The organism is Amycolatopsis sp. TNS106 (assembly GCF_019330265.1).
Taxonomy (GTDB): domain Bacteria; phylum Actinomycetota; class Actinomycetes; order Mycobacteriales; family Pseudonocardiaceae; genus Amycolatopsis; species Amycolatopsis lurida.
The window spans coordinates 3,285,791-3,311,983 of sequence record NZ_CP024972.1 but is presented as its reverse complement, the minus strand read 5'-3'; the positions used below and the strand labels follow the sequence as shown (position 1 = coordinate 3,311,983).

The 26,193-nt window shown below is 73.1% G+C and carries 2 protein-coding genes; both read left to right on the top strand.

Features of this window, described 5'->3' with window-relative positions; genetic code table 11:
* Positions 1–87: 87 nt before the first annotated feature.
* Positions 88–4,422, top strand: a complete 4,335-nt coding sequence (locus CVV72_RS14730; protein ID WP_219152971.1) for a type I polyketide synthase — start codon at positions 88–90, stop codon at positions 4,420–4,422.
* 39 nt (positions 4,423–4,461) lie between these two features.
* Positions 4,462–26,178, top strand: a complete 21,717-nt coding sequence (locus CVV72_RS14725; protein WP_219152970.1) for a type I polyketide synthase — start codon at positions 4,462–4,464, stop codon at positions 26,176–26,178.
* Positions 26,179–26,193: the final 15 nt, after the last annotated feature.

The window sequence follows — 26,193 nt, the reverse complement described above, 5'->3', positions numbered from 1 at the left end:
GCGAAGAGCGCCCGGGACGAGCGGCGTCCGCGCACAGGATGAGGCCATGCCCGAGCTGCGTCCGTCTCGTCCGGTCCGGAGAATCTGATGGCGACACCCGAAGAACTGGTGACCGCGCTGCGGGAGTCGGTCAAGGAGAACAGCAGGCTGGCCGCGCGCAACCGCGAACTCGCCGACGCGGCGAGGGAACCGGTCGCGATCATCGGCATGGGATGCCGCTACCCGGGCGGGGTCGATTCGCCCGGGGCGTTGTGGGATCTGGTGGCCGACGGTCGCGACGCGGTCACGGGGTTCCCCGCCGACCGTGGCTGGAACCTCGCCGAGCTGTTCCACCCCGACCCCGATCACCCCGGTACGTCGTACGCGCGGGAAGGCGGATTCCTCCACGAGGCCGCCGAATTCGATCCCGAGTTCTTCGGTATCTCGCCGCGCGAAGCGCTCGCGATGGATCCGCAGCAGCGGCTTCTGCTGCAGATCAGCTGGGAGGCGATCGAGCGCGCCGGGCTCGACGCGTCGACGTTGAAGGGCAGCGCGACCGGCGTGTTCGCCGGGATCATGTACCACGACTACGGAACCGGTGTTTCCGAGCTGCCCGAAGGAGTCGAGGGCTTCCTCGGCACCGGCACCGCCGGCAGTGTGCTTTCCGGCCGCGTCGCCTACACGTTCGGCTTCGAGGGCCCGGCCGTGTCGGTCGACACGGCTTGCTCGTCGTCGCTGGTTGCCGTGCACCTGGCCGCGCAGGCGCTCCGGGCTGGGGAGTGTTCGCTCGCGCTGGCGGGCGGCGCGACGGTGATGGCGGTCCCGGACACGTTCGTCGAGTTCTCCCGTCAGCGCGGGCTCGCCCCGGACGGGCGCTGCAAGTCTTTCGGCGCGGGCGCCGACGGAACCGGCTGGGGCGAGGGCGCCGGCGTGCTGCTGCTGGAGAAACTGTCCGACGCCGTCCGCAACGGGCACCGGGTGCTGGCCGTCGTGCAGGGCTCCGCGGTCAACTCCGACGGCGCGTCGAACGGGCTCACCGCGCCCAACGGGCCGTCCCAGCAACGCGTGATCCGCGCCGCGCTGGCGAGCGCCGGACTGTCCACTTCGGACATCGACGTCGTCGAGGCGCACGGTACGGGGACGAAGCTCGGTGACCCGATCGAGGCGGACACCTTGCTCGCGACGTACGGCCGCGACCGGGAAACCCCGCTGTGGCTCGGTTCGGTCAAGTCGAACATCGGGCACACCCAGGCCGCCGCCGGGGTCGCCGGGATCATCAAGATGGTCGAGGCGCTGCGCCGCGGCGAGCTGCCGCGCACGCTGCACGCCGACGAGCCTTCCCCGCACGTCGCCTGGGATTCCGGTGCGGTCGAACTGCTCACCGAGCACCGGCCCTGGCCCGAGACGGGCCGCCCGCGCGCGGCGGCGGTGTCGTCGTTCGGGATCAGCGGCACCAACTCGCACGTCATCCTCCGCCAGGCCCCCGAACGGCCGCAGGCCGAGAGCACGGCCGGGCGAGCCCGGGTCCCGTGGGTGCTGTCCGCACGCACCGAGACCGCGCTGCCCGAGCTGGCGGACCGCTTGCTCCAGACCGGCGGTCACCCCACCGACATCGCCTGGTCACTGGCCACTGGCCGGGCGCCGCTGCCGTATCGCGCGGTCGTCACCGGAGCCGACGAAGACGAACTCCGCGCCGGCCTCGGCGCCCTGGCCCGCGGCGAGTCCGCGCCCGGCGTCGTCACCGGCCGCGCGGGCGGCGGCAAACTGGCCTTCCTCTGCACCGGGCAGGGCTCGCAGCGGCTCGCGATGGGCGCCGGGCTCGCCGCGGCCTTCCCCGTGTTCGCCGAGACCTTCGAACGTGTCGCGGACCGGCTCGACGCGCACACCGGCTTCAAGCTCGCCGAAGTCCTCGCCTGCGAAGACCAGACCAGGATCGACCGGACCGACGTGGCGCAGCCCGCGTTGTTCGCCTTCGAGGTCGCGATGGCCGAGCTCGTGCGGTCCTGGGGGGTGGAGCCGGACTTCCTGCTCGGGCACTCGATCGGCGAGCTCGCCGCAGCGTACGTCGCCGGGGTGTGGTCGCTCGACGACGCCGCCCGGCTGGTCGCCGCCCGCGGCAGGCTGATGCAGGCGCGGCCCGAGGGCGGGGTGATGGTGGCGTTGCAGGCCACCGAGGCGGAACTGGACCTGCCCGAAGGCGTGAGCATCGCCGCGATCAACGGCCCCGCCTCCCTCGTTCTCTCCGGTGAGGAGGCAGCGGTCACCGCGGTGGTCGAGGCCTTCCCCGGCCGTCGCTCCAAGCGGCTTTCGGTCAGCCACGCCTTCCACTCCGCGATGATGGACGGGATGCTCGACGACTTCCGCGAGGTCGCCGAGAGCGTGACGTACGCCGAGCCGCGGATCCCGATCATCTCCGGTGACGTCCGCGACCCGGAGTACTGGGTGCGGCAAGTGCGCGAACCCGTCCGGTTCGCCGACGGCGTCGCGAGCCTGCACGCTCGCGGTGTCCGGCGTTTCGTCGAGATCGGGCCGGACGCCTCCTTGACCGCGCTGGGCGCCGACTGCGTCAGCGACGGCGTCTTCATCGCCACACAACGGAAAGATCGTGACGAGGCCGCCGCCGCGGACCTGGCGCGGGGAAGGCTCTTCACCGCCGGGGTGCGGCTCGACTGGGCCCGGATCTTCGACGGCACCGGCGCCACCCGTGTCGACTTGCCGACGTATCCCTTCCGGCGCGACCGCTTCTGGCTCGCCGCCGAGCGGACCGCACCTCCGGCCCGGCGGTACGAAGTCGTCTGGCGTCCGATGGAGCCGGTGGCGTCGCAGGAATCCTGGACCGTCTACGCCGCCGAACCCCACGCGTGGGCGGAAGCCGCCGCGAAGGCACTCGACGCGCCTCTGGTGACGGAAGTCCCCGAGACCGGCCCGATCCTCGCCTTCCTGGCGGACGGGGCCGCACTCGCCGCTCTCCTGCGGGACACCCCGGCGAAGGTGTGGTGTGCCACCAGCGATCCCGGCGTCGCCGCGGTCGCACGGGTCGCGGCGATCGAGCAGCCCCGCCGCTGGGGTGGCTGCGTGACCTTGCCCGATCGACCGGACCAAGCCGCTCGCCTCCGCGACGTGCTCGGCGGTCCCGAAGACGAGGTCGCGATCCGCGCCGACGGGATCTTCGCCCGCCGGCTCGTCCCCGCCGCCCCCGCGTCGGGCACGCCGTGGACCACCTCCGGAACCGCGCTGATCACCGGCGGCACCGGGGCTCTGGGCGCGCTCGTGGCCGAACGGCTGATCCGCGCCGGGACGGAACACGTCGTGCTTCTGTCCCGCCGTGGCGAGGACGCGCCGGGGGCGGCGGAACTGCGTGAACGGCTGGAAGGTCTCGGCGCCCGCGTCGACATCCACGCCTGCGACGCCGCCGACCGGGACGCACTGTCCACAGTGGTCACCAGCCTGACCGGCCTCCGCGTGGTCGTGCACACGGCCGGAGTCCTCGACGACGCCCTTCTCGACGACGCGACGCCCGAACGGTTCGAGGCCGTCGCCCGGCCGAAGGTGACCGCCGCGCACCATCTGCGGGAGCTGACGGAAGACCTCGACGCGCTGGTGCTGTTCTCGTCCATCGCCGGGGTGCTCGGCAACGGCGGTCAGGCCGCCTACGCCGCCGCGAACGCGGAACTCGACGCGCTCGCGACCCGATGGCGGGCCGAGGGCGTCAACGCGGTGTCGATCGCTTGGGGCCCGTGGGCCGAGGGCGGCATGGCCGAGGCCGTCGACGACGCCGTCCGCCGCAAGGGGTTGCGCCCGATGACCCCCGAGTCCGCCGCCGAGGAGTTCGTCCGGGCGATCGCCGACGGCGACACCTGTGTCACGGTCGCCGACTTCGACTGGCCGTCGTTCTTCGAGGACTTCCGCGCCGCGCCGGTGCTCGCCGAACTGCCACGACCGGAGACCGCGGTCGCCGAAGCACCGGTGGCGGATCTGCGGTCCCGGCTGAGCGGCCTGATCGAACCCGAGCAGCGACGGCTGCTGCTGAAGGTCGCCCGCGAAACCGTGGCCAAGGTGCTCGGCCACCCGGACACGTCGGCGGTCGGCCCGGACCGCGCGTTCACCGAACTGGGTTTCGACTCGCTCACCGCGGTCGAACTGCGTAACCGGCTCGACGCCGCGACCGGGCTCGCCGTGCCCGCGACGCTCGTCTTCGACCATCCGACCCCGCAGGCGCTGGCCGCCTACCTCTGGCAGGAACTCGCCGGGACGGACGACGACGTGGAGGGCCTGCTCGACGGACTGGAAGCCGCGCTGAGTCGGCTCGACCCGGGCAGCGACGAACACGCGAAAGCAGGCGCGCGCCTGCGGAAACTCGCCGAGAGCCTGGACGGGCCCGGCTTCACGCCGTCTTCGGACGACGAACTCTTCGCCTTCATTGACCAGCAACTCGGCGCTTGAGCCGGGTGCACGCGACCTCGACCGATGAGTGGGGACACCGTGGGTGAGAACGACAAGCTTCGCGACTACCTGACGCGAGTCACCGGCGAACTGCAGCGCACGCGCGGCAGGCTGGCCGCGCTGGAGGACCGTGCCGCCGAACCGATCGCGATCGTCGGCATGGGCTGCCGGTTCCCCGGCGGAGTCCGCACGCCGGAGCGGTTCTGGGAACTGCTGACCGCCGGGGAACACGGGATCACCGGGTTCCCCGAAGACCGCGGCTGGGACGTCGGCGCGCTCGTCGACCCGGACCCGGACCACCTGGGCACCAGCTACGTCGACCGAGGTGGATTCGTCGAGGGCGCCGGGGAATTCGACCCTGAGTTCTTCGGCATCTCGCCGCGCGAGGCCGTCTCGATGGATCCGCAGCAGCGGCTCCTGCTGGAGACGTCGTGGGAGGCACTGGAACGCGCCGGGATCGACCCCGCTTCGCTGTCCGGTGGCCGTGCGGGGGTCTTCGTCGGCACCAATGGCCAGGACTACGGCCGTGACCTGCCCAAGGGCGTCGAAGGCGTCGAGGGTTACCTCGGCACCGGCATCTCCGGCAGTGTCCTTTCCGGACGGATCTCCTACGTGCTCGGGCTCGAAGGCCCGTCGGTCACCGTCGACACGGCGTGCTCGGCGTCGCTGGTCACGCTGCACCTCGCCGTCCGGGCGCTGCGCGCGGGGGAGTGCGACCTCGCGTTGTCCGGCGGCGCCACCGTGATGGCGAGCCCGGACGCGTTCATCGAGTTCTCGCGTCAGCGCGGTCTCGCCCGCGACGGCCTGGTCAAGGCGTTCGCCGCCGGGGCCGACGGCACCGCGTGGGGCGAGGGCGCCGGCATGATCGTGCTGGAGCGGCTTTCCGACGCCCGCCGCAACGGTCACCCGGTTCTGGCCGTCGTGCGCGGCTCGGCGGTCAACCAGGACGGCGCGTCCAACGGGCTCACCGCGCCGAACGGGCCGTCGCAGCAGCGCGTCATCCGCCAGGCGCTGGCCGATGCCCGGCTGTCCACCAAGGATGTCGACGTCGTCGAGGCACACGGCACCGGTACGACGCTGGGCGATCCGATCGAGGTCCAGGCCCTTCAAGCCACCTACGGCCGCGACCGTGGGGAACGTGGCCCGCTGCTGCTCGGTTCGGTGAAGACGAACATCGGGCACACCCAGGCCGCGGCAGGGGTCGCCGGGATCATCAAGATGGTCCTGGCCCTGCGCAACGGAATCCTGCCCGCGAGCCTGCACATCGACGCCCCGAGTCCGCAGGTCGACTGGTCGCCGGGAACGATCGAGCTGCTGACCTCCGCCCGACCCTGGCCGTCGGGGGAGATCCGCCGGGCGGGCGTCTCCTCGTTCGGCATCAGCGGCACCAACTCCCATGTCCTGCTGGAGCAGGCGCCCGAGGCCGAAGAGTCCACAGTAGACTTCGTTGCCCCGCCGGTGGTGCCGTGGGTGCTGTCCGGCCGGACTCCGGCGGCGCTGCGCGCCCAGGCCCGCGCGCTGCTGGACGTCGAGGAGGACCCGGCGGGCATCGGCTGGTCGCTGGCCGCGACCCGGTCGACCTTCGAACACCGCGCCGTCGTCACCGGCCGTGACGAGGAGACGTTGCGCGCCGGTCTGACGGCGATCGCCGAAGGAGAGTCCGCCGTCGGCGAAGCGACCGAAGGCGGTCTCGCGGTCTGTTTCACCGGGCAGGGTTCGCAGCGGCTCGGCATGGGACGCGAGCTGTATGCGGCGTATCCGGTGTTCGCCGCCGCGTTCGATCAGGTCTGCGAGCTGCTGCCAGGCGTACGCGAGATCGTCTTCGGTGACGACGCCGACGCCTTGAACGACACCGCGAACGCCCAGCCCGCGCTGTTCGCGTTGGAGGTCGCGCTCTACCGCCTGATCGAATCCTGGGGAGTGGTCCCGGACTTCCTGATCGGGCATTCCGTCGGCGACTTCGCCGCCGCGCACGTCGCGGGCGTCTGGTCGCTGGAAGACGCGGCCGCCCTGATCGCCGCGCGTGGCCGCTTGATGAGCGCTTTGCCGCGCGGCGGCGCGATGTGCGCGATCGAAGCGACCGAGGACGAGGTCCGCGCCGCCCTGATCGCGGGTGCGGATGTCGCGGCCGTCAACGGTCCGCGCGCGATCGTCGTGTCCGGCACCGAGGACGCCGTGCGGACCGTCGCCGGGGTATTCGCCGGGCAGGGCCGCCGCACCAAGCACCTCGCCGTGTCCCACGCGTTCCACTCCGCGCTGATGGACGGCATGCTCGACGACTTCGCCGCCGTCGCCCGCCGTGTCACCTACAAGACGCCGAAGATCGCGCTGATCGCGGGCGTCACCGGCCGCATCGCCGACACTGCCGAGATCCTCGACCCGGCTTACTGGGTGCGGCACGTGCGCGAAGCCGTGCGGTTCGCGGACGGGATCGGCGCGCTGGCCGACGCGGGCGTCACCCGCTTCCTCGAACTGGGCCCGGACGGCATCCTTTCGGCCGCGGGGCAGGAAAGCGCCGAGGGCTTGTTCGTGCCCGTGCTGCGCCGCGACCGGCCCGAACCCGAGACTTTCGTCGCCGCGCTGGCCACCGTGCACGTCCACGGCGGAAAGGTCCGCTGGGCCGCCGCTTTCGACGGCGCGCGCCCGGTCGAACTCCCCACCTACCCGTTCCAGCGCGAGTTCTACTGGCTTCCCGCGACGCATACCGCCGGTGACGCGGCCGGTCTCGGCCTCGGCTCCCTCGACCACCCGCTGCTCGGCGCGGCCGTTTCGGTCGCCGACGCGGGCGGATTCCTGTTCACCGGCAGTCTTTCGCTCCGCACGCATCCGTGGCTGGCCGACCACCTGGTGCACGGCCAGGTCGTGGTGCCGGGCACCGCGCTGGTCGAACTCGCCGTGCGCGCCGCCGACGAAACCGGCCTGGCGGTACTGGACGAGCTGACGCTGCAAACCCCGCTGGTGCTCCCCGAAAGCGGCGCGGTCCAGGTGCAGCTCTGGGCCGGGACGCCGGAGGACTCCGGGCACCGCCCGCTCACCGTGCATTCGCGCCCGCACGGCACGGGGGAGTGGACACTGCACGCGACGGGCGCGCTCGCCCCGGCCGCTTCCACGCCGGACTGGGAGCTGACCGAGTGGCCGCCGCCCGGCGCCGAAGCCGTGTCCCTCGACGGCCGCTACGCAGAACTCGCCGCGGCCGGTCTGGACTACGGCGAGATCTTCCAGGGCCTGCGTTCCCTGTGGCGCGACGGCGAGCACACCTACGCCGAGGTCTCCCTGCCCGAGGCCGCCCGGGACCAGGCGGGCCGGTTCGGTCTGCACCCGGCGCTGCTGGACGCGGCGCTGCACGCCCTCGCTGAGGGTGACGGCCCTGCTCGCCTGCCGTTCGCGTGGAGCGACGTCGTCCTGCACGCCTCGGGCGCGGCAGAACTGCGTGTCCGGCTCACCCCGTCCGGTGCCGACGCGGTCAGCCTGCGTGTGGCCGACGGCACCGGAGCGCCGGTCGCCACCGTCGGTTCGCTGGTCGTCCGCCCGGTCACGGCCGGGCAGCTGCGGCCCACCGCCACCCGTGACGGCTTGTACGAGCTGGCCTGGCGGCCGATCGCCGCGGCCGAAACCGAAGCCCCGGCCTGGGCTCCGTTCGCGGAGGTCGCGGACGAGGCGCCCGAGGTCGTCGTGTACCGCGCCGAGGGTGACGACGTGCACGCCGTCACCGGCGCCACGCTGGACGTCCTCCGGACCTTCCTCGCCGAAGACCGCTTCGCCGCGTCGAAACTGCTTGTCCACACTGGACAGTCCGAGGTGGACCCGGTGGCCGCCGCGGTGTGGGGGCTGGTGCGCAGCGCGCAATCCGAGCATCCGGACCGGTTCCTGCTCGCCGACGCCGACGAGCTGACCGACGCCGTACTGGCCTCCGGTGAGCCGCAGATCGCCGTCCGCGACGGCGAACTCCGCGTGCCGCGCCTGGTCACGCCCGAATCCACCGGCCGGCTGCTCCCGCCGCCCGGGAACTGGCGGCTCGGCCTGTCCGGCAAGGGCACCTTCGACCACCTCACCCTGGAGCCGCTCCCCGACGAGCCGCTGGGCCCGCAGGGGGTCCGCGTCTCCGTCCGCGCCGCCGGGCTCAACTTCCGCGACGTGCTCAACGCGCTCGGCATGTACCCCGGCGAGGCCGGGCTGCTCGGCAGCGAGTTCGCCGGGACCGTCCTCGAGGTCGGCGCCGGCGTCACCGACCTGCGCCCCGGCGACCAGGTGATGGGCCTCGTCTCCGGCGGCGCCGGCCCGGTCGCGATCGCCGAACGGCCGATGATCACCCGCAAACCCGCGGACTGGACCTACGAGCAGGCCGCTTCGACACCGCTGGTGTTCCTCACCGCCTACTACGCGCTGGTCGACCTGGCCGGGCTCAAGGCGGGCGAGTCGATCCTCATCCACGCCGCCGCCGGTGGCGTCGGGATGGCCGCGACGCAGCTCGCACGCCATCTGGGTGCCGAGGTCTACGGCACGGCCGGCGAGAGCAAGCAGTACGTGCTGCGCGACGCCGGTCTCGACGACGCGCACATCGCCTCCAGCCGCACGCTCGACTTCGAGCAGCGGTTCAGCGGTATCGACGTCGTCCTGAACGCGCTCGCCGGGGACTTCGTCGACGCCTCCATCCGCACGATGGCGCCGGGCGGCCGGTTCCTGGAGATGGGCAAGACCGACATCCGCGAGCCCGAAGGCATTCACTACCGGGCCTTCGACCTGATCGACGCCGGACCGGAGCGGACCGCGCAGATGTGGGACGCGCTGACCGCGCTGTTCGACTCGGGCGCGCTCGCCCCGCTGCCGACCCGGACGTGGGACGTCCGCGAGGCGCGGGAAGCGTTCCGGTTCCTCAGCCAGGCCAAGCACATCGGCAAGGTGGCACTCACCATGCCGCGGGCGCTCGACCCGGACCGCACGGTGCTGATCACTGGCGGCACGGGCGGTCTCGGCGCCCTGATCGCCCGCCATCTCGTGACCACGCACGGCGTCCGGAAGCTCCTGCTCACCAGCCGGCGCGGCCTGGACGCTCCGGGCGCGCGGGAGCTGGTGGCCGATCTCCGCGAAACCGGTGCCGAAGTGAAGGTCGTCGCCTGCGACGTCTCCGATCGTGATGCCGTGGCGGCGCTGCTGGACGGCGTCGACCTGACCGGTGTCGTGCACGCCGCCGGTGTCCTGGACGACGGCACCATCGACGCGCTCACCCAGGAGCGGCTCGACTTCGTGCTCGGGCCGAAGGCCGACGCGGCCCGGCATCTGCACGAACTCTCCGGCGACCCGGAACTGTTCGTCACCTTCTCCTCGGCTGCCGGTGTGCTCGGCGCGCCGGGGCAGGGCAACTACGCGGCGGCCAACGGTTACCTCGACGGTCTCGCCGCCCACCGCCGTTCGCTCGGTCTCGCCGGGCAGTCGCTCGCCTGGGGGCCGTGGGCCGCGGGCATGGCGGAAACTCTCGGAGAGCCCCACCTGGCACGGCTGCGTGCCGGGGGAACTCCCGCGCTCGCCGTCGAGGACGGCCTCGCCCTGTTCGACGCCGCCCTCGCCGCCGGGATGCCGCTGGCCGTCCCGGTCCAGCTGGACCTGCCGGTGCTCGCCGCGTCCGGACCGCTCCCGCCGCTGCTCGGCGCACTGGTCAAACCCGGCCGCCGGACCGCGAAATCGGGCGGTGGGCAGGATTCCTCGCTGGCCAGGCGGCTCGCCGGGCTGACCGAGGCCGACCAGGACCGCGAACTGCTGGACCTCGTCCGCACCCAGGTCGCCCTCGTGCTCGGGCACGTCAACGCCGCCACCGTCGAGCCCGGCCGCGGGTTCATGGACCTCGGTTTCGACTCGCTGACCGCGGTCGAACTGCGCAACCGGCTCGGTTCCGTGACCGGCCTGCGGCTGCCGTCGACGGTGATCTTCGACCATCCGACCCCGGTCGCGCTCGCCGGTTACGTGCGTTCCGAACTGCTCGGCGACCTCGCCGCCGGACCGCGCACCCGCGCCCGGGTCACCGACGACAGTGAACCGATCGCCATCGTCGCGACCAGCTGCCGGTTCCCCGGGGGCGTGAACACGCCCGAAGACCTGTGGCGTCTCGTGGCCGAGGGCCGCGAAGGGCTCACGGAGTTCCCCACCGACCGCGGCTGGGACCTGGCGGCGCTGTTCGACCCGACGCCGGGCAAGCAGGGCGTCTCGCACACCCGGACCGGCGGCTTCCTGCCCGACGCGGGCGACTTCGACCCGGAGTTCTTCGGCATCTCGCCCCGCGAGGCCCTCGCCATGGACCCGCAGCAACGACTGCTGCTGGAGATCGCGTGGGAGGCCTTCGAACGCGCGGGGATCCCGCCGGGCACCCTGCGCGGCAGCGACACCGGCGTCTTCACCGGCGCGATCTACCACGAATACGCCTCCAGGCTGACGAAGATCCCGGAAGAGGTCGAGGGTTTCCTCGGCACCGGCACGTCCGGCGCGATGATGTCCGGCCGCGTCTCCTACACCTTCGGGTTCGAGGGGCCCGCCGTGTCGGTGGACACGGCGTGCTCGTCGTCGCTGGTCGCGATGCACCTGGCGAGCCAGGCACTGCGGTCGGGGGAGTGCTCGCTCGCGCTGGCGGGCGGCGTCACGGTGATGGCCAACCCCGACCCGTTCGTCGACTTCAGCAAGCAGAACGCGATGGCGGCCGACGGCCGCTGCAAGGCCTTCGCCAACGGGGCCGACGGCGTCAGCTGGGGTGAGGGCGCCGGGTTCGTGCTGCTGGAGAAGCTGTCCGACGCCCGCCGCAACGGGCACCCGGTTCTCGCGCTGCTCAGGGGTTCCGCGGTGAACCAGGACGGCGCGTCCAGCGGCCTCACCGCACCGAACGGGCCTTCGCAGCAGCGCGTGATCCGCCAGGCGCTCGCCAACGCCGGACTGTCCACTTCGGACGTCGACGTCGTCGAGGCGCACGGCACCGGAACCAGGCTGGGCGACCCGATCGAGGCGCAGGCCCTGCTCGCCACCTACGGCCAGGACCGTGAAGAGCCGCTGTTGCTCGGCTCGGTGAAGTCGAACTTCGGGCACACGCAGGCCGCGGCGGGAGTGGCCGGCGTGATCAAGATGGTCGAGGCCATGCGGCACGGCGTCGTCCCCGCGACGCTGCACGTCGACGCGCCCTCGGCCCAGGTGGACTGGGACACCGGCGCGATTCGCGTGGCTACCGAGTCCGCGGGCTGGCCGGAGACTGGCCGTCCCCGCCGGGCGGGGGTGTCGTCGTTCGGGTTCAGCGGGACCAATGCGCACGTCGTGCTCGAACACGTTCCGGCGCCGGAGACCGACGCGCCGGTCGCCCGGCCCGCGATGCTGCCCTGGGTCCTTTCCGGGCGTTCCGAGGAAGCCCTGCGTGCGCAGGCCGCGCGGCTCGCGGACCTGACGGCCGACCCGCTCGACGTCGCCTTCACGCTCGCCACCGCCCGCACCGCGCACGAACGCCGCGCGGTCGTCGTCGGGACCGACCCGTCGGTACTGCGTGCCGGGCTGGCCGCGTTCGCCGACACCGGCCGGGCCGCCAACGTCGTCTCCGGCCGTGCGGTCACCGGCAGGCTCGCGGTCCTGTTCACCGGCCAGGGCGCGCAGCGCGTCGGTATGGGCCAAGGCCTTTACGAGACCTTCCCTGCGTTCGCGGCGGCATATGACGAGGTCGCGGCGCTGCTCCCGCTCGAGGGCGATATCGACCGCACGGGTACGGCGCAGCCCGCGATCTTCGCGCTGGAAGTGGCACTGTTCCGGCTCTTCGAGTCCTGGGGCGTCACCCCGGACCTGCTGGCCGGACACTCGATCGGCGAGATCGCGGCGGCGCACGTGGCCGGGGTGTTGTCGCTGGAGGACGCGGCGAAACTGGTCGAGGCGCGTGGCCGGTTGATGGAGGCGCTGCCCGAGGGTGGCGCGATGGTCGCGGTGCAGGCGTCCGAGGACGAAGTGCGCGAGTACCTGACCGAAGAGGTCTGTCTGGCGGCGGTGAACGGTCCGCAGGCGATCGTTCTGTCCGGTGTGGACGGTCCGGTTCGCGCGGTCGCCGCCCGGTTCGCGAAGGAAGGCCGTCGCACCAAAAATCTCGTGGTGTCGCACGCGTTCCATTCCTCGCTGATGGAGCCGATGCTGGCGGAGTTCGCCGAAGTCGCCGAGTCCCTGACCTACCGCCGGCCGCGGATCCCGATCGTGTCCACAGTGGCCGAAGCGGCGGATCTGACCGACCCGGCGTACTGGGTGCGCCACGTCCGCGAAACCGTGCGGTTCGCGGACGGGCTCGCGACGTTGACCGCCGAGGGCGCCACGACGTTCCTCGAACTCGGGCCGGACACCGTGCTCAGCGCGCTCGTCGACGGCGGCGTGTCCGCGCTGCGCAAGGACCAGGACGAGGCCCGGACCGCGATGTCCGCGCTGGGCGCCGTACACGCGGCGGGCGCCCCCGTCGACTGGAACCGCTTCTTCGACGGCAGCGGCGCGCGGCCCGCGAACCTGCCCACGTATCCGTTCCAGCGCCGCCGTTTCTGGCTGCTGGCCCCGCCGGGCTCCGGCGACGCCACCGCGCTCGGCCTCGGCGCGCTCGACCATCCGCTGCTCGGTGCCGCCGTCGCGCTGCCCGAACGCGGCGGGCTCGTGCTCACCGGCAGGCTGTCGCTCGACGAACAGCCGTGGCTGGGCGGGCACCGTGTCCGCGACGCCGTCCTGCTTCCCGGTACCGCCTTCGCCGAACTGGCCGTGCGGGCGGGTGACGAGGTCGGTTGCGGAACCGTCGAAGAACTGACGCTGCAAGCACCGCTTGTGCTCACCTCTGCCCCGGTGCAGCTGCGAGTGTCCCTTTCGGACAGTGGTGCCCTGGCGGTGCACTCCCGTCCCGAGGACGGCGACTGGACACTGCACGCCACCGGCTCGGTGACCACGGCCACCGAGGAACCCGCCGCGCTCACCGAATGGCCGCCGTCCGGCGCGGAACCTGTTGACCTGGAAGGCTTCTACTCCACGCTCGCCGAAGCCGGGCTCGGCTACGAAGACCCGTTCCGCGGGCTGCGGGCCGCTTGGCGCCAGGGCGACGAGGTCTTCGCCGACGTCGCGCTGCCCGAGGGCACCGACATACGCGGGTTCGGGCTGCACCCGGCCCTGCTCGACGCGGTTCTGCACGCCGTCGGCCTGAGCGGCGGCCCGGCGCGGCTGCCGTTCTCCTGGGCCGGGCTGGCGTTGCACGCCACCGGCGCGAGCACCCTGCGGGCCCGGCTCACCCCGGCCGGTCAGGACGCGGTCTCGTTGCGAGTCACCGACGGCACGGGCGCTCCGGTTCTCTCGGTCGCCTCACTGAGCCTGCGCCCGGTCGGCGACGGGCCGCTGCCCAGCGCCGCTTCCGACGCGCTGTTCGGCATCGACTGGATTCCCGTCGCGTCGCCTTCGCAGGCCGAAGACGTCGCCGTGTGCGAAGCCGCGTCGGTCGAGGCCGCCCTGGAGGCGTTGCAGACCGCCGAAGACCGGCTCGTCGTGCACCTCACCGGTGACAGCCCGGAGCACGCCGCCGTCGCCGGTCTGGTGCGCAGCGCGCAGGCCGAGTACCCGGACCGGTTCGTCCTGGTCCACGGCGCCGGCGATGCCCGGATCGCGGCCGCCACCGGTGAGCCCGAGATCATGCTCACCGAGGACGGCCCGCGCGTGCCCCGGCTGACGCGGTCCCGCCCCACCGCCGATCCCGAGTGGACCCTCGACGGCACCGTGCTGGTCACCGGCGGTACCGGTGGGCTCGGTGCGCACGTCGCCCGGCGGCTCGTCGAGCGGCACGGCGTCCGGCATCTGCTGCTGGCCGGACGCCGGGGCGGCGACGCTCCCGGCGCCGAAGAACTGCGGGAGGACCTCACCGCCCTCGGCGCGGAGGTGACGATCGCCGCCTGCGACGTCGCCGACCGGTCGCAGCTGGAGTCCGTGCTCGCGCTCGCCGAGCCTCCGTTGAGCGGTGTGGTGCACGCGGCGGGCGTCCTCGACGACGGTGTCCTCTCCGCGATGACCCCCGAGCGGCTCGCCGCCGTGGCGGGGCCGAAGGCCGACGCCGCGCGGCATCTGCACGAACTGACCTCGGATCTGAAGCTGTTCGTCACGTTCTCCTCGATCGCGGGCGCGCTCGGCGCTCCCGGCCAAGCGAACTACGCGGCGGCCAATGGCTATCTCGACGGGCTTGCCGCCTTCCGCCGGGCCCAGGGCCTTCCCGGCACGTCGATCGCCTACGGCCTCTGGGAAACCGGCATGGGCGAGGGCCGCGGTGGTGCGGCACTGCCCGTCGAGGCCGGGCTGGAGCTGTTCGACCTGCTGGCTCTCGGTGACGACCCGCGGCCCGTCGCGGCCAAGCTCGATCTGGCCGCGCTGCGGGCGGAGGCCGAGGTGCCGCATGTGCTGCGGAGCCTGGTGCGGCCCCGGCGCCGCCGTGCGGCGGAGGAAGCGGAAGCCGCGGGCCTGCGGCAACGTCTGGCGGGCGTACCCGCCGGGGAGCGCACGCGGCTGCTGACCGAACTGGTCCGCACCGAGGCCGCGCACGTCCTCAGCCACACCAGCCCCGACGCCGTCGAAGCCGACCGCGCCTTCGGTGACCTCGGTTTCGACTCGCTCACCGCGGTCGAATTCCGCAACCGGCTCGGCACTGTCACCGGACTGCGGCTCCCGGCGACCCTCACCTTCGATCACCCGACCCCGGTGGCACTGGCCGAGTTCCTGCTCGCCGAACTGCTCGACGAACCCGGCGACGCGACCCCGGTCTTCACCGCCGCGCGCGCCGACGGCGACCCGATCGTCATCGTCGGCATGGCCTGCCGCTACCCGGGCGGCGTGACGTCTCCGGAAGAACTGTGGGACCTCGTGGCCGGCGGCCGCGAGGGCGTGACCCGGTTCCCCGAGGACCGCGGCTGGGACGTCGACGGCATCTACGACCCCGACCCCGACCAGCCTGGCAAGACCTACACCCGCGAGGGCGGTTTCCTGCACGACGCGGGCGACTTCGATCCGGAATTCTTCGGGATCTCGCCGCGGGAAGCGCTCGCGATGGACCCGCAGCAACGTCTGCTGCTCGAAGTCGCGTGGGAGGCACTCGAACGCTCCGGTACCGATCCGACGTCGCTCAAGGGCAGCCCGACCGGGGTGTTCGCCGGCGTCATGTACCACGACTACGGCACCCGGCTCGGCAACGACGTTCCCGACGACGTCGAGGGTTTCCTCGGCACCGGCACCTCGGGTTCCGTGCTGTCCGGCCGGGTCGCCTACACCCTCGGACTGGAAGGCCCGGCGGTTTCGGTCGACACCGCGTGCTCCTCGTCGCTGGTCGCCCTCCACTGGGCGACGCAGGCGCTCAAGTCGGGGGAGTGCTCGCTGGCGCTGGCCGGTGGTGTCACCGTGATGGCGACGCCCGAGACCTTCATCGGGTTCTCGCGTCAGCGCGGCCTCGCCGCCGACGGCCGCTGCAAGTCCTTCTCGGCCGACGCCGACGGCACCGGCTGGGCCGAAGGCGCCGGGATGCTCGTGCTGGAACGGCTTTCCGACGCGCGCCGCAACGGGCACCGCGTGCTCGCGGTCGTCAAGGGCTCGGCGGTCAACTCCGACGGCGCGTCCAACGGTCTCACCGCCCCGAACGGTCCTTCGCAGCAGCGCGTGATCCGTCAGGCGCTGGCCGCCGCCGGTGTCCCTTCGTCCACTGTGGACGCCGTCGAGGCGCACGGCACCGGTACGACGCTGGGCGACCCGATCGAGGCGCAGGCGCTCCTGGCCACGTATGGCCGCGAGCGTGACGGCGAACCGCTGTACCTCGGCTCGGTGAAGTCGAACTTCGGCCACACACAGGCCGCGGCGGGCGTCGCCGGGATCATCAAGATGGTCCAGGCGATGCGTCACGGTGTCCTGCCGCCGACGCTGCACCTTGGCGAGGCGACCCCGCACGTCGACTGGGAAGCCGGTGACGTCGAGCTGCTCGCCGAAGGCCGGGAGTGGCCGGAGACCGGGCGGCCGCGGCGGTCCGCCGTGTCCTCCTTCGGGATCAGTGGCACCAACGCGCATGTCATCCTCGAACAGCCTCCGGCCGAAACACCCGCTTCGCGCGAGGTCGTGGCTCCCGCGCTGGTGCCGTGGGTGCTGTCGGGCCGCGCCGAGAACACCTTGCGCGAGCAGGCCGGGCGCCTGCTCGGCCGCGACGGTGAGCCGGTCGATGTCGGTCTGGCGCTCGCCACGACCCGGACCGCGCACGAGCGGCGTGCCGTCGTACTCGGCGCCACCGGCGCGGATCTCCGCACCGGTCTCGAAGCGCTGGCCGAAGGAGCGACCACACCGTCGGTCGTCGCCGGACGGGTACTGCCCGGCCGGACGGTGTTCCTGTTCACCGGTCAGGGATCGCAGCGTCCAGGTATGGGCGAAGGGCTTTACGCCGCCTTCCCGGCGTTCGCCGCGGCGTACGACGAGGTCACCGCGCTGCTCCCGGCAGGCGGCGACCTGAGCCGCACCGGTGCCGCGCAGCCCGCGATCTTCGCGCTGGAGGTCGCGCTGTACCGGCTCGCCGAGTCGTGGGGTGTCGTGCCCGACTTCGTGGCCGGGCATTCGATCGGCGAGATCGCGGCCGCGCATGTGGCGGGCGTGCTTTCGCTGGAGGACGCGGCCAAGCTCGTCGAGGCGCGCGGTCGGCTGATGGAGGCGCTGCCCGAAGGCGGCGCGATGGTCGCGGTCCAGGCGAGTGAGGACGAGGTGCGTGAGCACCTGACGCCGAAGGTGTCGCTGGCCGCCGTCAACGGCCCCGACGCGGTCGTCCTCTCGGGAGCCGCGTCGCCGACGCTCAAGCTGGCCAAGAAGTTCGAGAAACTCGGCCGCCGCACGAAGCGGCTGGACGTCTCGCACGCGTTCCACTCGGCCCTGATGGAGCCGATGCTCGACGAGTTCGCCGCCGTGGTGCGGGAACTCGGCTTCTCGGCGCCGAAGATCCCGTTCGTGTCCACAGTGGACGGCGAACCGGTGGCACGGGTCGCCGAACCGGAGTACTGGGTCGAACACGTCCGCGCCACCGTCCGGTTCTCGGCCGGGCTCGCGTGGCTGCGTGAGGCCGGGGTGACCAAGTTCCTGGAACTCGGCCCGGCCGCCGTGCTGACCGCGCTCGCGGACGACGGCCCGGACACCTTCGCGGCGTCGTTCCTGCGCGCCGACCGCGGCGAAGCGGAGACCGCGCTCACCACGCTGGCCGCCGCGTACACCCGCGGTGTTCCCGTCGACTGGGCCGCGGTGTTCCGCCCGACCGGCGCCCGCGTCGTCGACCTGCCGACGTCGGTGTTCGACCGTCGCCGCTTCTGGCTCGCCGCCGGATCCGGGGCGGGCGACGTCACCACCGCCGGGCTCCAGGCCGCCGGGCACCCGCTGCTGGGCGCCGCCGTGCCGTTCGCCGACGGCGAGGGCTGGGTCCTCACCGGACGGCTTTCGGTCGCCACCCACCCGTGGCTGGCCGGGCACGCCGCGTTCGGCGAAGTGCTCGTCCCCGGCACCGGACTGCTCGAACTCGCGGTCCGCGCCGGTGACGAAGCCGGCTGCGGAGGCGTGGAGGAACTGACCCTGGCCGCGCCGCTGGTGCTGCCGCCGCACGGTGCGCTGGACGTCCAGGTGCTCGTCGGCGCGGCGGGCACGGGCGGACGACGCCCGGTTTCGGTGCACTCCCGTGCCCCGCAAGGGGAATGGACCGAACACGCCACCGGCACCCTCGCTCCCGAGGCGGCCGCCGCGCCGTCCGGTCTGACCGAGTGGCCGCCCGCCGCCGAGCCGATCTCCCTCGACGGGCTGTACGCGGACATGGCGGCCGCGGGGCTCGACTACGGCCCGCCATTCCGCGGGCTGACCGCCGCCTGGCGCGACGGGGACACGGTGTTCGCCGAGGTCGAGCTGCCCGAGGGCACCGAAGTCGACGGCTTCGGCCTGCATCCGGCACTGCTCGACGCCGCACTGCACACTCTGGGGCTCACGCCGGGGGAGGGCACCCGGCTGCCGTTCCTGTTCGGCGACGTCACCCTGCACGCCACCGGCGCCACCGCGCTGCGCGTCCGGGTCACGCCCGCCGGATCCGGATTCTCCTTGCTGGCCACCGACACCACCGGTGCGCCGGTCGCCACGATCGGCACGGTCGCGGTCCGGACCGCGGAGGCACCGAGGCAGCGCGGCACCGACTCGCTGTACGAGCTGACCTGGGTCGAGGTGCCCGCCGACGGTGACATCGGCGAAGACGTCCAGGTCTTCACCGCGCCGGACGGCGAGCCGCGTGCCGCGCTCGCCGCGACCCTCGCCGCCGTCCAGGAATTCCTCGCCGACGGCGGCCCGCGCCTGGTGGTGCGCACCGGTGACACCCCGGCGGGAGCCGCTGTCCGCGGTCTCGTCCGCACCGCCGCGTCGGAACACCCGGGCCGGTTCGTCGTCCTCGAAGGGGATGACGTGGCGAAGGCGCTGGCCACCGGCGAACCGCAGGTCCGGATCCGCGACGGCGTCGCGGAAGTCCCGCGGCTCGCCCGGGCCACGGCGGGAGAACCCGCTGTCTGGGGCGAGGGCACGGTGCTTGTCACCGGCGGCACCGGCGGGGTCGGGGCGGCCATCGCCCGGCACCTCGCGCCACGGGTCACCAGGCTGGTGCTCACCAGCCGCCGCGGCCTCGACGCGCCCGGCGCCGCGGAACTGGCGGAAGAGCTCGGCGCCGAGGTCGTCGCCTGCGACGTCACCGACCGCGACGCGCTCGCCGCCCTGCTCGACGGGATCGAAGACCTCACCGGCATCGTGCACGCGGCCGGGGTGCTCGACGACGGTGTCGTCACCGAGCTGACCCCGGAGCGCTTCGACACCGTGCTGCTGCCCAAGGCCGAGGCGGCGCTCGCGCTCCACGAACTCACCCTCGGCAGGCCGTTGACCCAGTTCGTGCTGGTGTCCTCGGTGTCCGGGATCCTCGGCGGTCCGGGGCAGGCCAGCTACGCCGCGGCCAACGCCGTGCTCGACGACCTCGCGCGCCGCCGTCACGCGGAGGGGCTGCCCGCTCGTTCGCTGGCGTACGGGCTGTGGGCCAACGGTATGGGCGGTCAGTCCGATGTGGACCGTCTGGCCCGCGCCGGCTTCGGCGCGCTGACCGACGAAGAAGGCCTGGCACTGTTCGACGCCGCGCTGGCCGCTCCGACGCCGGTCCCGGTTCCGGTCAAGCTCGACCTGGCGACGTTGCGCACGCTGGCCCGCACGAGCGAGCCCGCCCCCGCGCTGCGCGGCCTGGTCCGGGTGCCGAAGCGGCGGGGTGCGGCCAACGCCGCGGCCGCCGCCGGGCTGACCGCGACGCTCGCCCGGCTTTCGCCCGACGACCAGCTCTCGCATCTGGCCGGCCTCGTCCGCGGCCACGTCGCCGACGTGCTCGGACACGGCACCGCGACGTCGATCGAAGCCGGTCGCGCGTTCACCGAACTCGGCTTCGATTCGCTCACCGCCGTCGAACTGCGCAACCGGCTCGGCGAGGCGACCGGTCTGCGGCTACCCGCCACGCTGGTGTTCGACCACCCGACCCCGGCGGCGCTGGCGGCCCACATCCGCGGCGAACTGGCCGGTGACGAGGCAGGTGTGGACATCGAGCCGGTCAGGGTGGCCGAGCCGGACGAGCCCATCGCCATCGTCGCGATGAGCTGCCGGTTCCCGGGCGGGGTGAGCTCGCCGGAGGACCTGTGGCGCCTGGTCGCCGAGGGGACCGACGCGATCACGCCGTTCCCCTCCGACCGCGGCTGGGATCTCGACCGGCTCTACCACCCGGACCCCGACCACCCCGGCACCAGCTACGCCCGCGAAGGCGGCTTCCTGCACGACGCCGCCGACTTCGACGCCGAGTTCTTCGGCATCTCGCCGCGGGAGGCGGTCACCGTCGACCCGCAGCAGCGCTTGCTGCTGGAGACCGCGCAGGAGGCGTTCGAGCGCGCCGGGATCGACCCGGTCTCGCTGCGCGGCAGCGCCACCGGCGTGTTCGCGGGCGTCATGTACGACGACTACGCCTCCCGGCTGGCCGCCACCCCGGACGGGATGGAAGGCCTGCTCGGGACCGGCAGCGCGAGCAGCGTGCTGACCGGCCGGGTCGCCTACACCTTCGGGCTCGAAGGCCCGGCGGTGTCGGTCGACACGGCGTGCTCGTCTTCGCTGGTCGCCCTGCACTGGGCGGCGCAGGCGCTGCGCTCCGGCGAATGCGGGCTGGCGCTGGTCGGCGGCGCGACCGTGATGGCCAGCCCCAACCCGTTCATCGAATTCTCGCGTCAGCGCGGCCTGGCCGCTGACGGCCGCTGCAAGCCGTTCGCGGCCGCGGCCGACGGCACCGCCTGGGCCGAGGGCGCCGGATTCCTGCTTTTGGAACGGCTTTCCGACGCGCGCCGCAACGGACGTCACGTGCTGGCGGTCGTGCGCGGAAGCGCGGTCAACCAGGATGGCGCGTCCAACGGCATGACCGCGCCGAACGGACCTTCGCAGCAGCGGGTGATCCGCCGCGCGCTGGCCGCGGCGGGCGTCGAATCGTCCACTGTGGACGTCGTCGAGGCACACGGCACCGGGACCGCGCTGGGTGATCCGATCGAGGCGCAGGCGCTGCTGGCCACCTACGGCCAGGATCGTGAAGAGCCGCTGTGGCTGGGCTCGGTGAAGTCCAACATCGGTCACACGCAGGCCGCCGCCGGTCTCGCCGGGATCATCAAGATGGTCGAGGCGATGCGGCACGGCGTCCTGCCCGCCACCCTGCACGTCGACGAGCCGTCCCCGCACGTCGACTGGGAAGCGGGCGAGGTCCGGCTGCTCACCGAGGCGCGGCCGTGGCCGGAGGCGGGCCGTCCCCGGCGGGCGGCGGTGTCGGCGTTCGGGATCAGCGGCACCAACGCGCATGTGATCTTGGAGCAGGTCCCCGAACCTGAGGTGCCCGCGCGGACTCCGGTGACGCCGTCGCTGCTGCCGTGGGTGCTGAGCGCCCGCACCGAAGACGCGCTGCGAGCCCAGGCCGGACGGCTGCTCGGCACCGTCGGGTTCGCCGACCCGGTCGACATCGGCTACGCGCTGGCGACCACCCGGACCGCGTTCGAACGACGGGCCGTGCTCACCGGTGACGCCGACACGGTGCGCACCGCGCTGGCCGCGCTCGCCGGCGGCCGGACCACGCCGGAGGTCGTCACCGGCCGTGTCGTCGAAGGCAAACTGGCGCTGCTGTTCACCGGGCAGGGTTCCCAGCGGCTCGGCATGGGCCGAGGGCTCTACGAGGCGTTCCCGGTGTTCGCGGCGGCGTACGACGAGGTCGCGGCGCTGCTCCCGCTCGAGGGCGACATCGACCGCACCGGTACCGCGCAGCCCGCGATCTTCGCGCTGGAAGTCGCGTTGTTCCGGCTCGTGGAGTCGTGGGGCATCCGGCCCGATTTCCTGGCCGGGCATTCGATCGGTGAGATCGCGGCGGCGCATGTGGCCGGGGTGTTCTCGCTGGAGGACGCGGCGAAGCTCGTCGTGGCGCGTGGCCGGTTGATGGAGGCGTTGCCGGAAGGTGGCGCGATGGTCGCGGTGCAGGCGTCCGAGGAGGAGGTGCGTGAGTATCTGTCGGACGAGGTCTGTCTGGCGGCGGTGAACGGTCCTCAGGCGATCGTTCTGTCCGGTGTGGACGGTCCGGTCCGCGAGGTCGCCGACAAGTTCGCGAAGGAAGGCCGTCGCACCAAGGCGTTGATCGTCTCGCACGCGTTCCACTCCTCGCTCATGGAGCCGATGCTGGCGGAGTTCGCCGAAGTGGCGGAAAGCTTGAGCTACCACGAGCCGCGGATCCCGATCGTGTCCACAGTGGCCGAAGCGGCGGATCTGACCGACCCGGGCTACTGGGTGCGCCACGTGCGGGAGACCGTGCGTTTCGCCGACGGTGTCCGCGCGCTCGCCGAAGCGGGCGTCACGCGGTTCGCCGAGCTGGGTCCGGACGGCGTGCTGTCCGCGATGGGCCTCGACAGCGCTCCCGACGCGATGTTCGTCCCGGTACTGCGCAAGGACCGCGACGAACGACAGACCGCCGCCGTCGCATTCAGCCGACTAGTTGCGGCGGGGGCCGAGGTCGACTGGACGGCGTTCTTCGACGGCACCGGCGCCCGTGCGGTCCCGTTGCCGACGTACGCGTTCCAGCGCGAGCGGTTCTGGCTCGACCCGCCCGCGGTCGCCGGCGACGCCGCCGGGCTGGGCCTGGCCGCGGCCGGGCACCCGCTGCTCGGGGCGACCGTGCCGACGGCGGGCGAGGACGGCCTGGTCGGGTACGGCAGGCTTTCCCGCGCGGCACAACCGTGGCTGGCCGAGCACGCGGTGCTCGGCACCGTGCTGGTCCCCGGCGCGGCACTGGTCGAACTCGCCGTCCGGGCGGGCGACGAACTCGGCTGCGCCCGCGTGGCCGAACTGACCATCGCCGCGCCGATGGTGCTGCCCGAGACCGGCGGGCTCGCGGTGCAGGTCGTCGTCGGCGCCGCGGACGACGACGGACGGCGTCCGGTGTCGATCCACTCCCGGCTCGACGAGGCCCCGTGGACCGAGCACGCGACCGGCCTGCTCGCCCCCGGCGACGCTTATCCGGCCGCCAAGGACACCGCGTGGCCGCCCGCCGGAGCCAAGGCTCTCGACGTCACCGGGCTCTACCCGGGGCTCGCCGACGCGGGCCTGGAGTACGGGCCGGTGTTCCAGGGCCTCACCGCCGCCTGGCTCGTGGGCGACGAGGTCTGCGCCGATCTCGAACTGCCCGCGGTGGCGCACGCCGACGCCGGGAAGTTCGGCCTGCACCCGGCCCTGCTCGACGCCGCGCTGCACGCCATCGGCCTGCTGCCGGGGAACGCCGAGACCACCCGGTTGCCGTTCCTCTGGCGTGACGTCGTGCTGCACGCGGCCGGCGCCACCGCCGCCCGGGTCCGGGTCGCCGCCTCCGGGACCGACTCGGTGCGGCTGGAGCTCACCGACGGTGCCGGAGCGCCGGTGCTGACGGTGGGATCGTTGCTGCTGCGCGAGGTCACCGATCTCGGTCCGGTGGCTCCGTCCACTTCGGACTCGCTGTTCCGGCTCGCCTGGTCCCAGATCACGACCGGGGCCCCGGCCGCGTCGACGGAGCTGCTGTCGGCGGTGCCGGAAGCGGGCGACACTCCAGCGGCCACCCACGCGCTTCTGCGGAGCACGCTGGCGAAGCTGCAGGAATGGCTGGCCGGGGAGAAGGACGCCATCCTCGTGGTGCGCACCGAGAACGCGGTCGCCGTGTCCACTTCGGACACTGTCGACCCGGCTTCGGCCGCGGTGTGGGGCCTGGTCCGCAGCGCCCAGTCCGAGAACCCCGGCAGGCTGGTGCTGCTCGACGCGGCCGAAGCCGACGTCGACACCGCGCTGGCCGTGCTGGGCGACGAAACCCAGCTGGCCGTGCGGGACGGCGTCGTCCACGCCGCGCGGCTGCTGACCGCGTCGTCGTCGCCGGATCTCGTGCCGCCGTGGCACGAACCGGCGTGGCGCCTCGACAGCGTCGTCAAGGGCACCCTCGACCGGCTCTCCTTCGAGCCGTACCCGGACGTGCTCGAACCGTTGCTGCCGCGGGAGGTCCGGATCGCCACCCGGGCGGCCGGGACGAACTTCCGCGACGTGCTCAACGTCCTCGGCATGTACCCGGGCGACGCCGGCCGGATCGGCTACGAGGCCGCCGGTGTCGTCACCGACGTCGGCTCCGAGGTGACCGACCTCGCGCCGGGCGACCGCGTGATGGGACTGGTGCACGGCGGGTTCGGCCCGCTCACCTTCGCCGATCGGGATCTGCTGGCCAAGATGCCCGAGGGCTGGACGTTCGAAGAGGCCGCGTCGGTGCCGCTGGTGTTCCTCACCGCTTACTACGCGCTGACCGACCTCGGCGGGCTGAAGAAGGGTGAGTCGGTGCTCATCCACGCCGCCGCCGGTGGGGTCGGGATGGCCGCCACACAGCTCGCGCGGCATCTCGGCGCCGAGGTGTTCGGCACCGCGAGCGAGGGCAAATGGGACGTCCTGCGCGCCGCCGGGCTGGCCGACGACCACATCGCGTCGTCGCGGACGCTCGACTTCGAGGAACGGTTCCGCGAGACCACCGGCGGCAAAGGCGTGGACGTCGTCCTCAACGCGCTGACGGGCGACTTCATCGACGCGTCGATGCGCCTGTTACCGCGCGGTGGGCGGTTCGTGGAAATGGGGAAGACCGACGTCCGTCCGGACGGCGGCGCCGCGGGGCACCATCCCGGTGTGACTTACCAGGCGTTCGACGTGATCGACGCGGGCAACCACCGGATCGCGCGGATATGGGAGGAGCTGATCGCCTTGTTCGACCAGGGCGCGCTCACCCCGCTGCCGATCCGCACCTGGGATCTGCGCCGGGCCCCGGAGGCGCTGCGCTTCCTGTCGCAGGCCAAGCACGTCGGCAAGGTCGTGCTGACCGTGCCGCGCCGCCCGATCGGCGGCACGGTGCTCGTCACCGGCGGCACCGGCGGTCTCGGCGCGGTGCTGGCCAGGCATCTGGTCACCCGGCACGACGTCAAGGACCTGGTGCTCACCAGCCGTCGCGGCCCGGACGCGCCCGGCGCGGCCGAACTGGCGGCGGAACTGACCGGACTGGGCGCGACCGTGCGGATCGAGGCGTGCGACGCCGCCGACCGCGCCGCGCTCGCCGCGGTCCTGGACCGCACCCCGGAACTGACCGGGGTGGTGCACGCGGCCGGTGTCCTCGACGACGGCCTGCTCACCGCGCTCACCCCCGAACGGCTGGAGAAGGTGCTGCGGCCCAAGGTGGACGCGGCGTGGAACCTGCACGAGCTGACCCGCGGCCACGACCTGACGATGTTCGTCCTGTTCTCCTCGGCCGCCGGGGTGCTCGGCGCGCCGGGGCAGGCGAACTACGCCGCGGCGAACACCTTCCTCGACGGGCTGGCGCATCACCGGCGCGGTCTCGGCCTGCCGGCGACGTCACTCGCCTTCGGTCTCTGGGCCGACGGCATGGGCGACTCCGCCGACGCGGACCGCATGGGCCGCGACGGGGTCGGCAGTTTCGGCCCCGCGGAGGGACTGGAGCTGTTCGACCTGGCCACCGGGCTGGCCGAACCGGTTTCGGTGCCGGTGAAGCTGGACGTCGCCGGGCTCCGCACGATGACCGGACCGGTGCCGCCGCTGCTGCGCGGTCTCGTCCGCGGTTCGGTGCGGCGTGCCGCGCCGGTGGACGCCGCGGCGCAGGCCGACGGGCTCAAGCGACGGCTCGCCGGACTGTCGCAGGCGGACGCCGAACTGGTGCTGCTCGGGGTGGTGCGCGGCCAGGCCGCGGCCGCGCTCGGGCACGACGGCGCGGACTCGATCGAGCCGGGCCGGGCGTTCACCGAGCTGGGCTTCGACTCGCTGACCGCGGTCGAGCTGCGCAACGGGCTCGATGCGGCCACCGGCCTGCGCCTTCCAGCGACGCTGATCTTCGACTACCCGACCCCGGACGACCTCGCCAAGTTCCTGCAGTCCGAGATGGACACCGCGGGACCGGACGCGGACACCGGCCTGGCATCCGGGATCGACAAGCTCGCCGCCGAACTGTCCACAGTGGACCTGGCGAGCGCGGACGGTGCCGAGGTCGAGGCGAAGCTGCGGAACCTGGTGTCCCTCTGGCAGGACCGGACGCGGCCGTCGTCCGGCGGTGACGCGGATCTGGAAGTGGACACCATCGACGACATGTTCGCCCTGCTGGACAACGAACTCTGACCCCGGCCTGCCGCC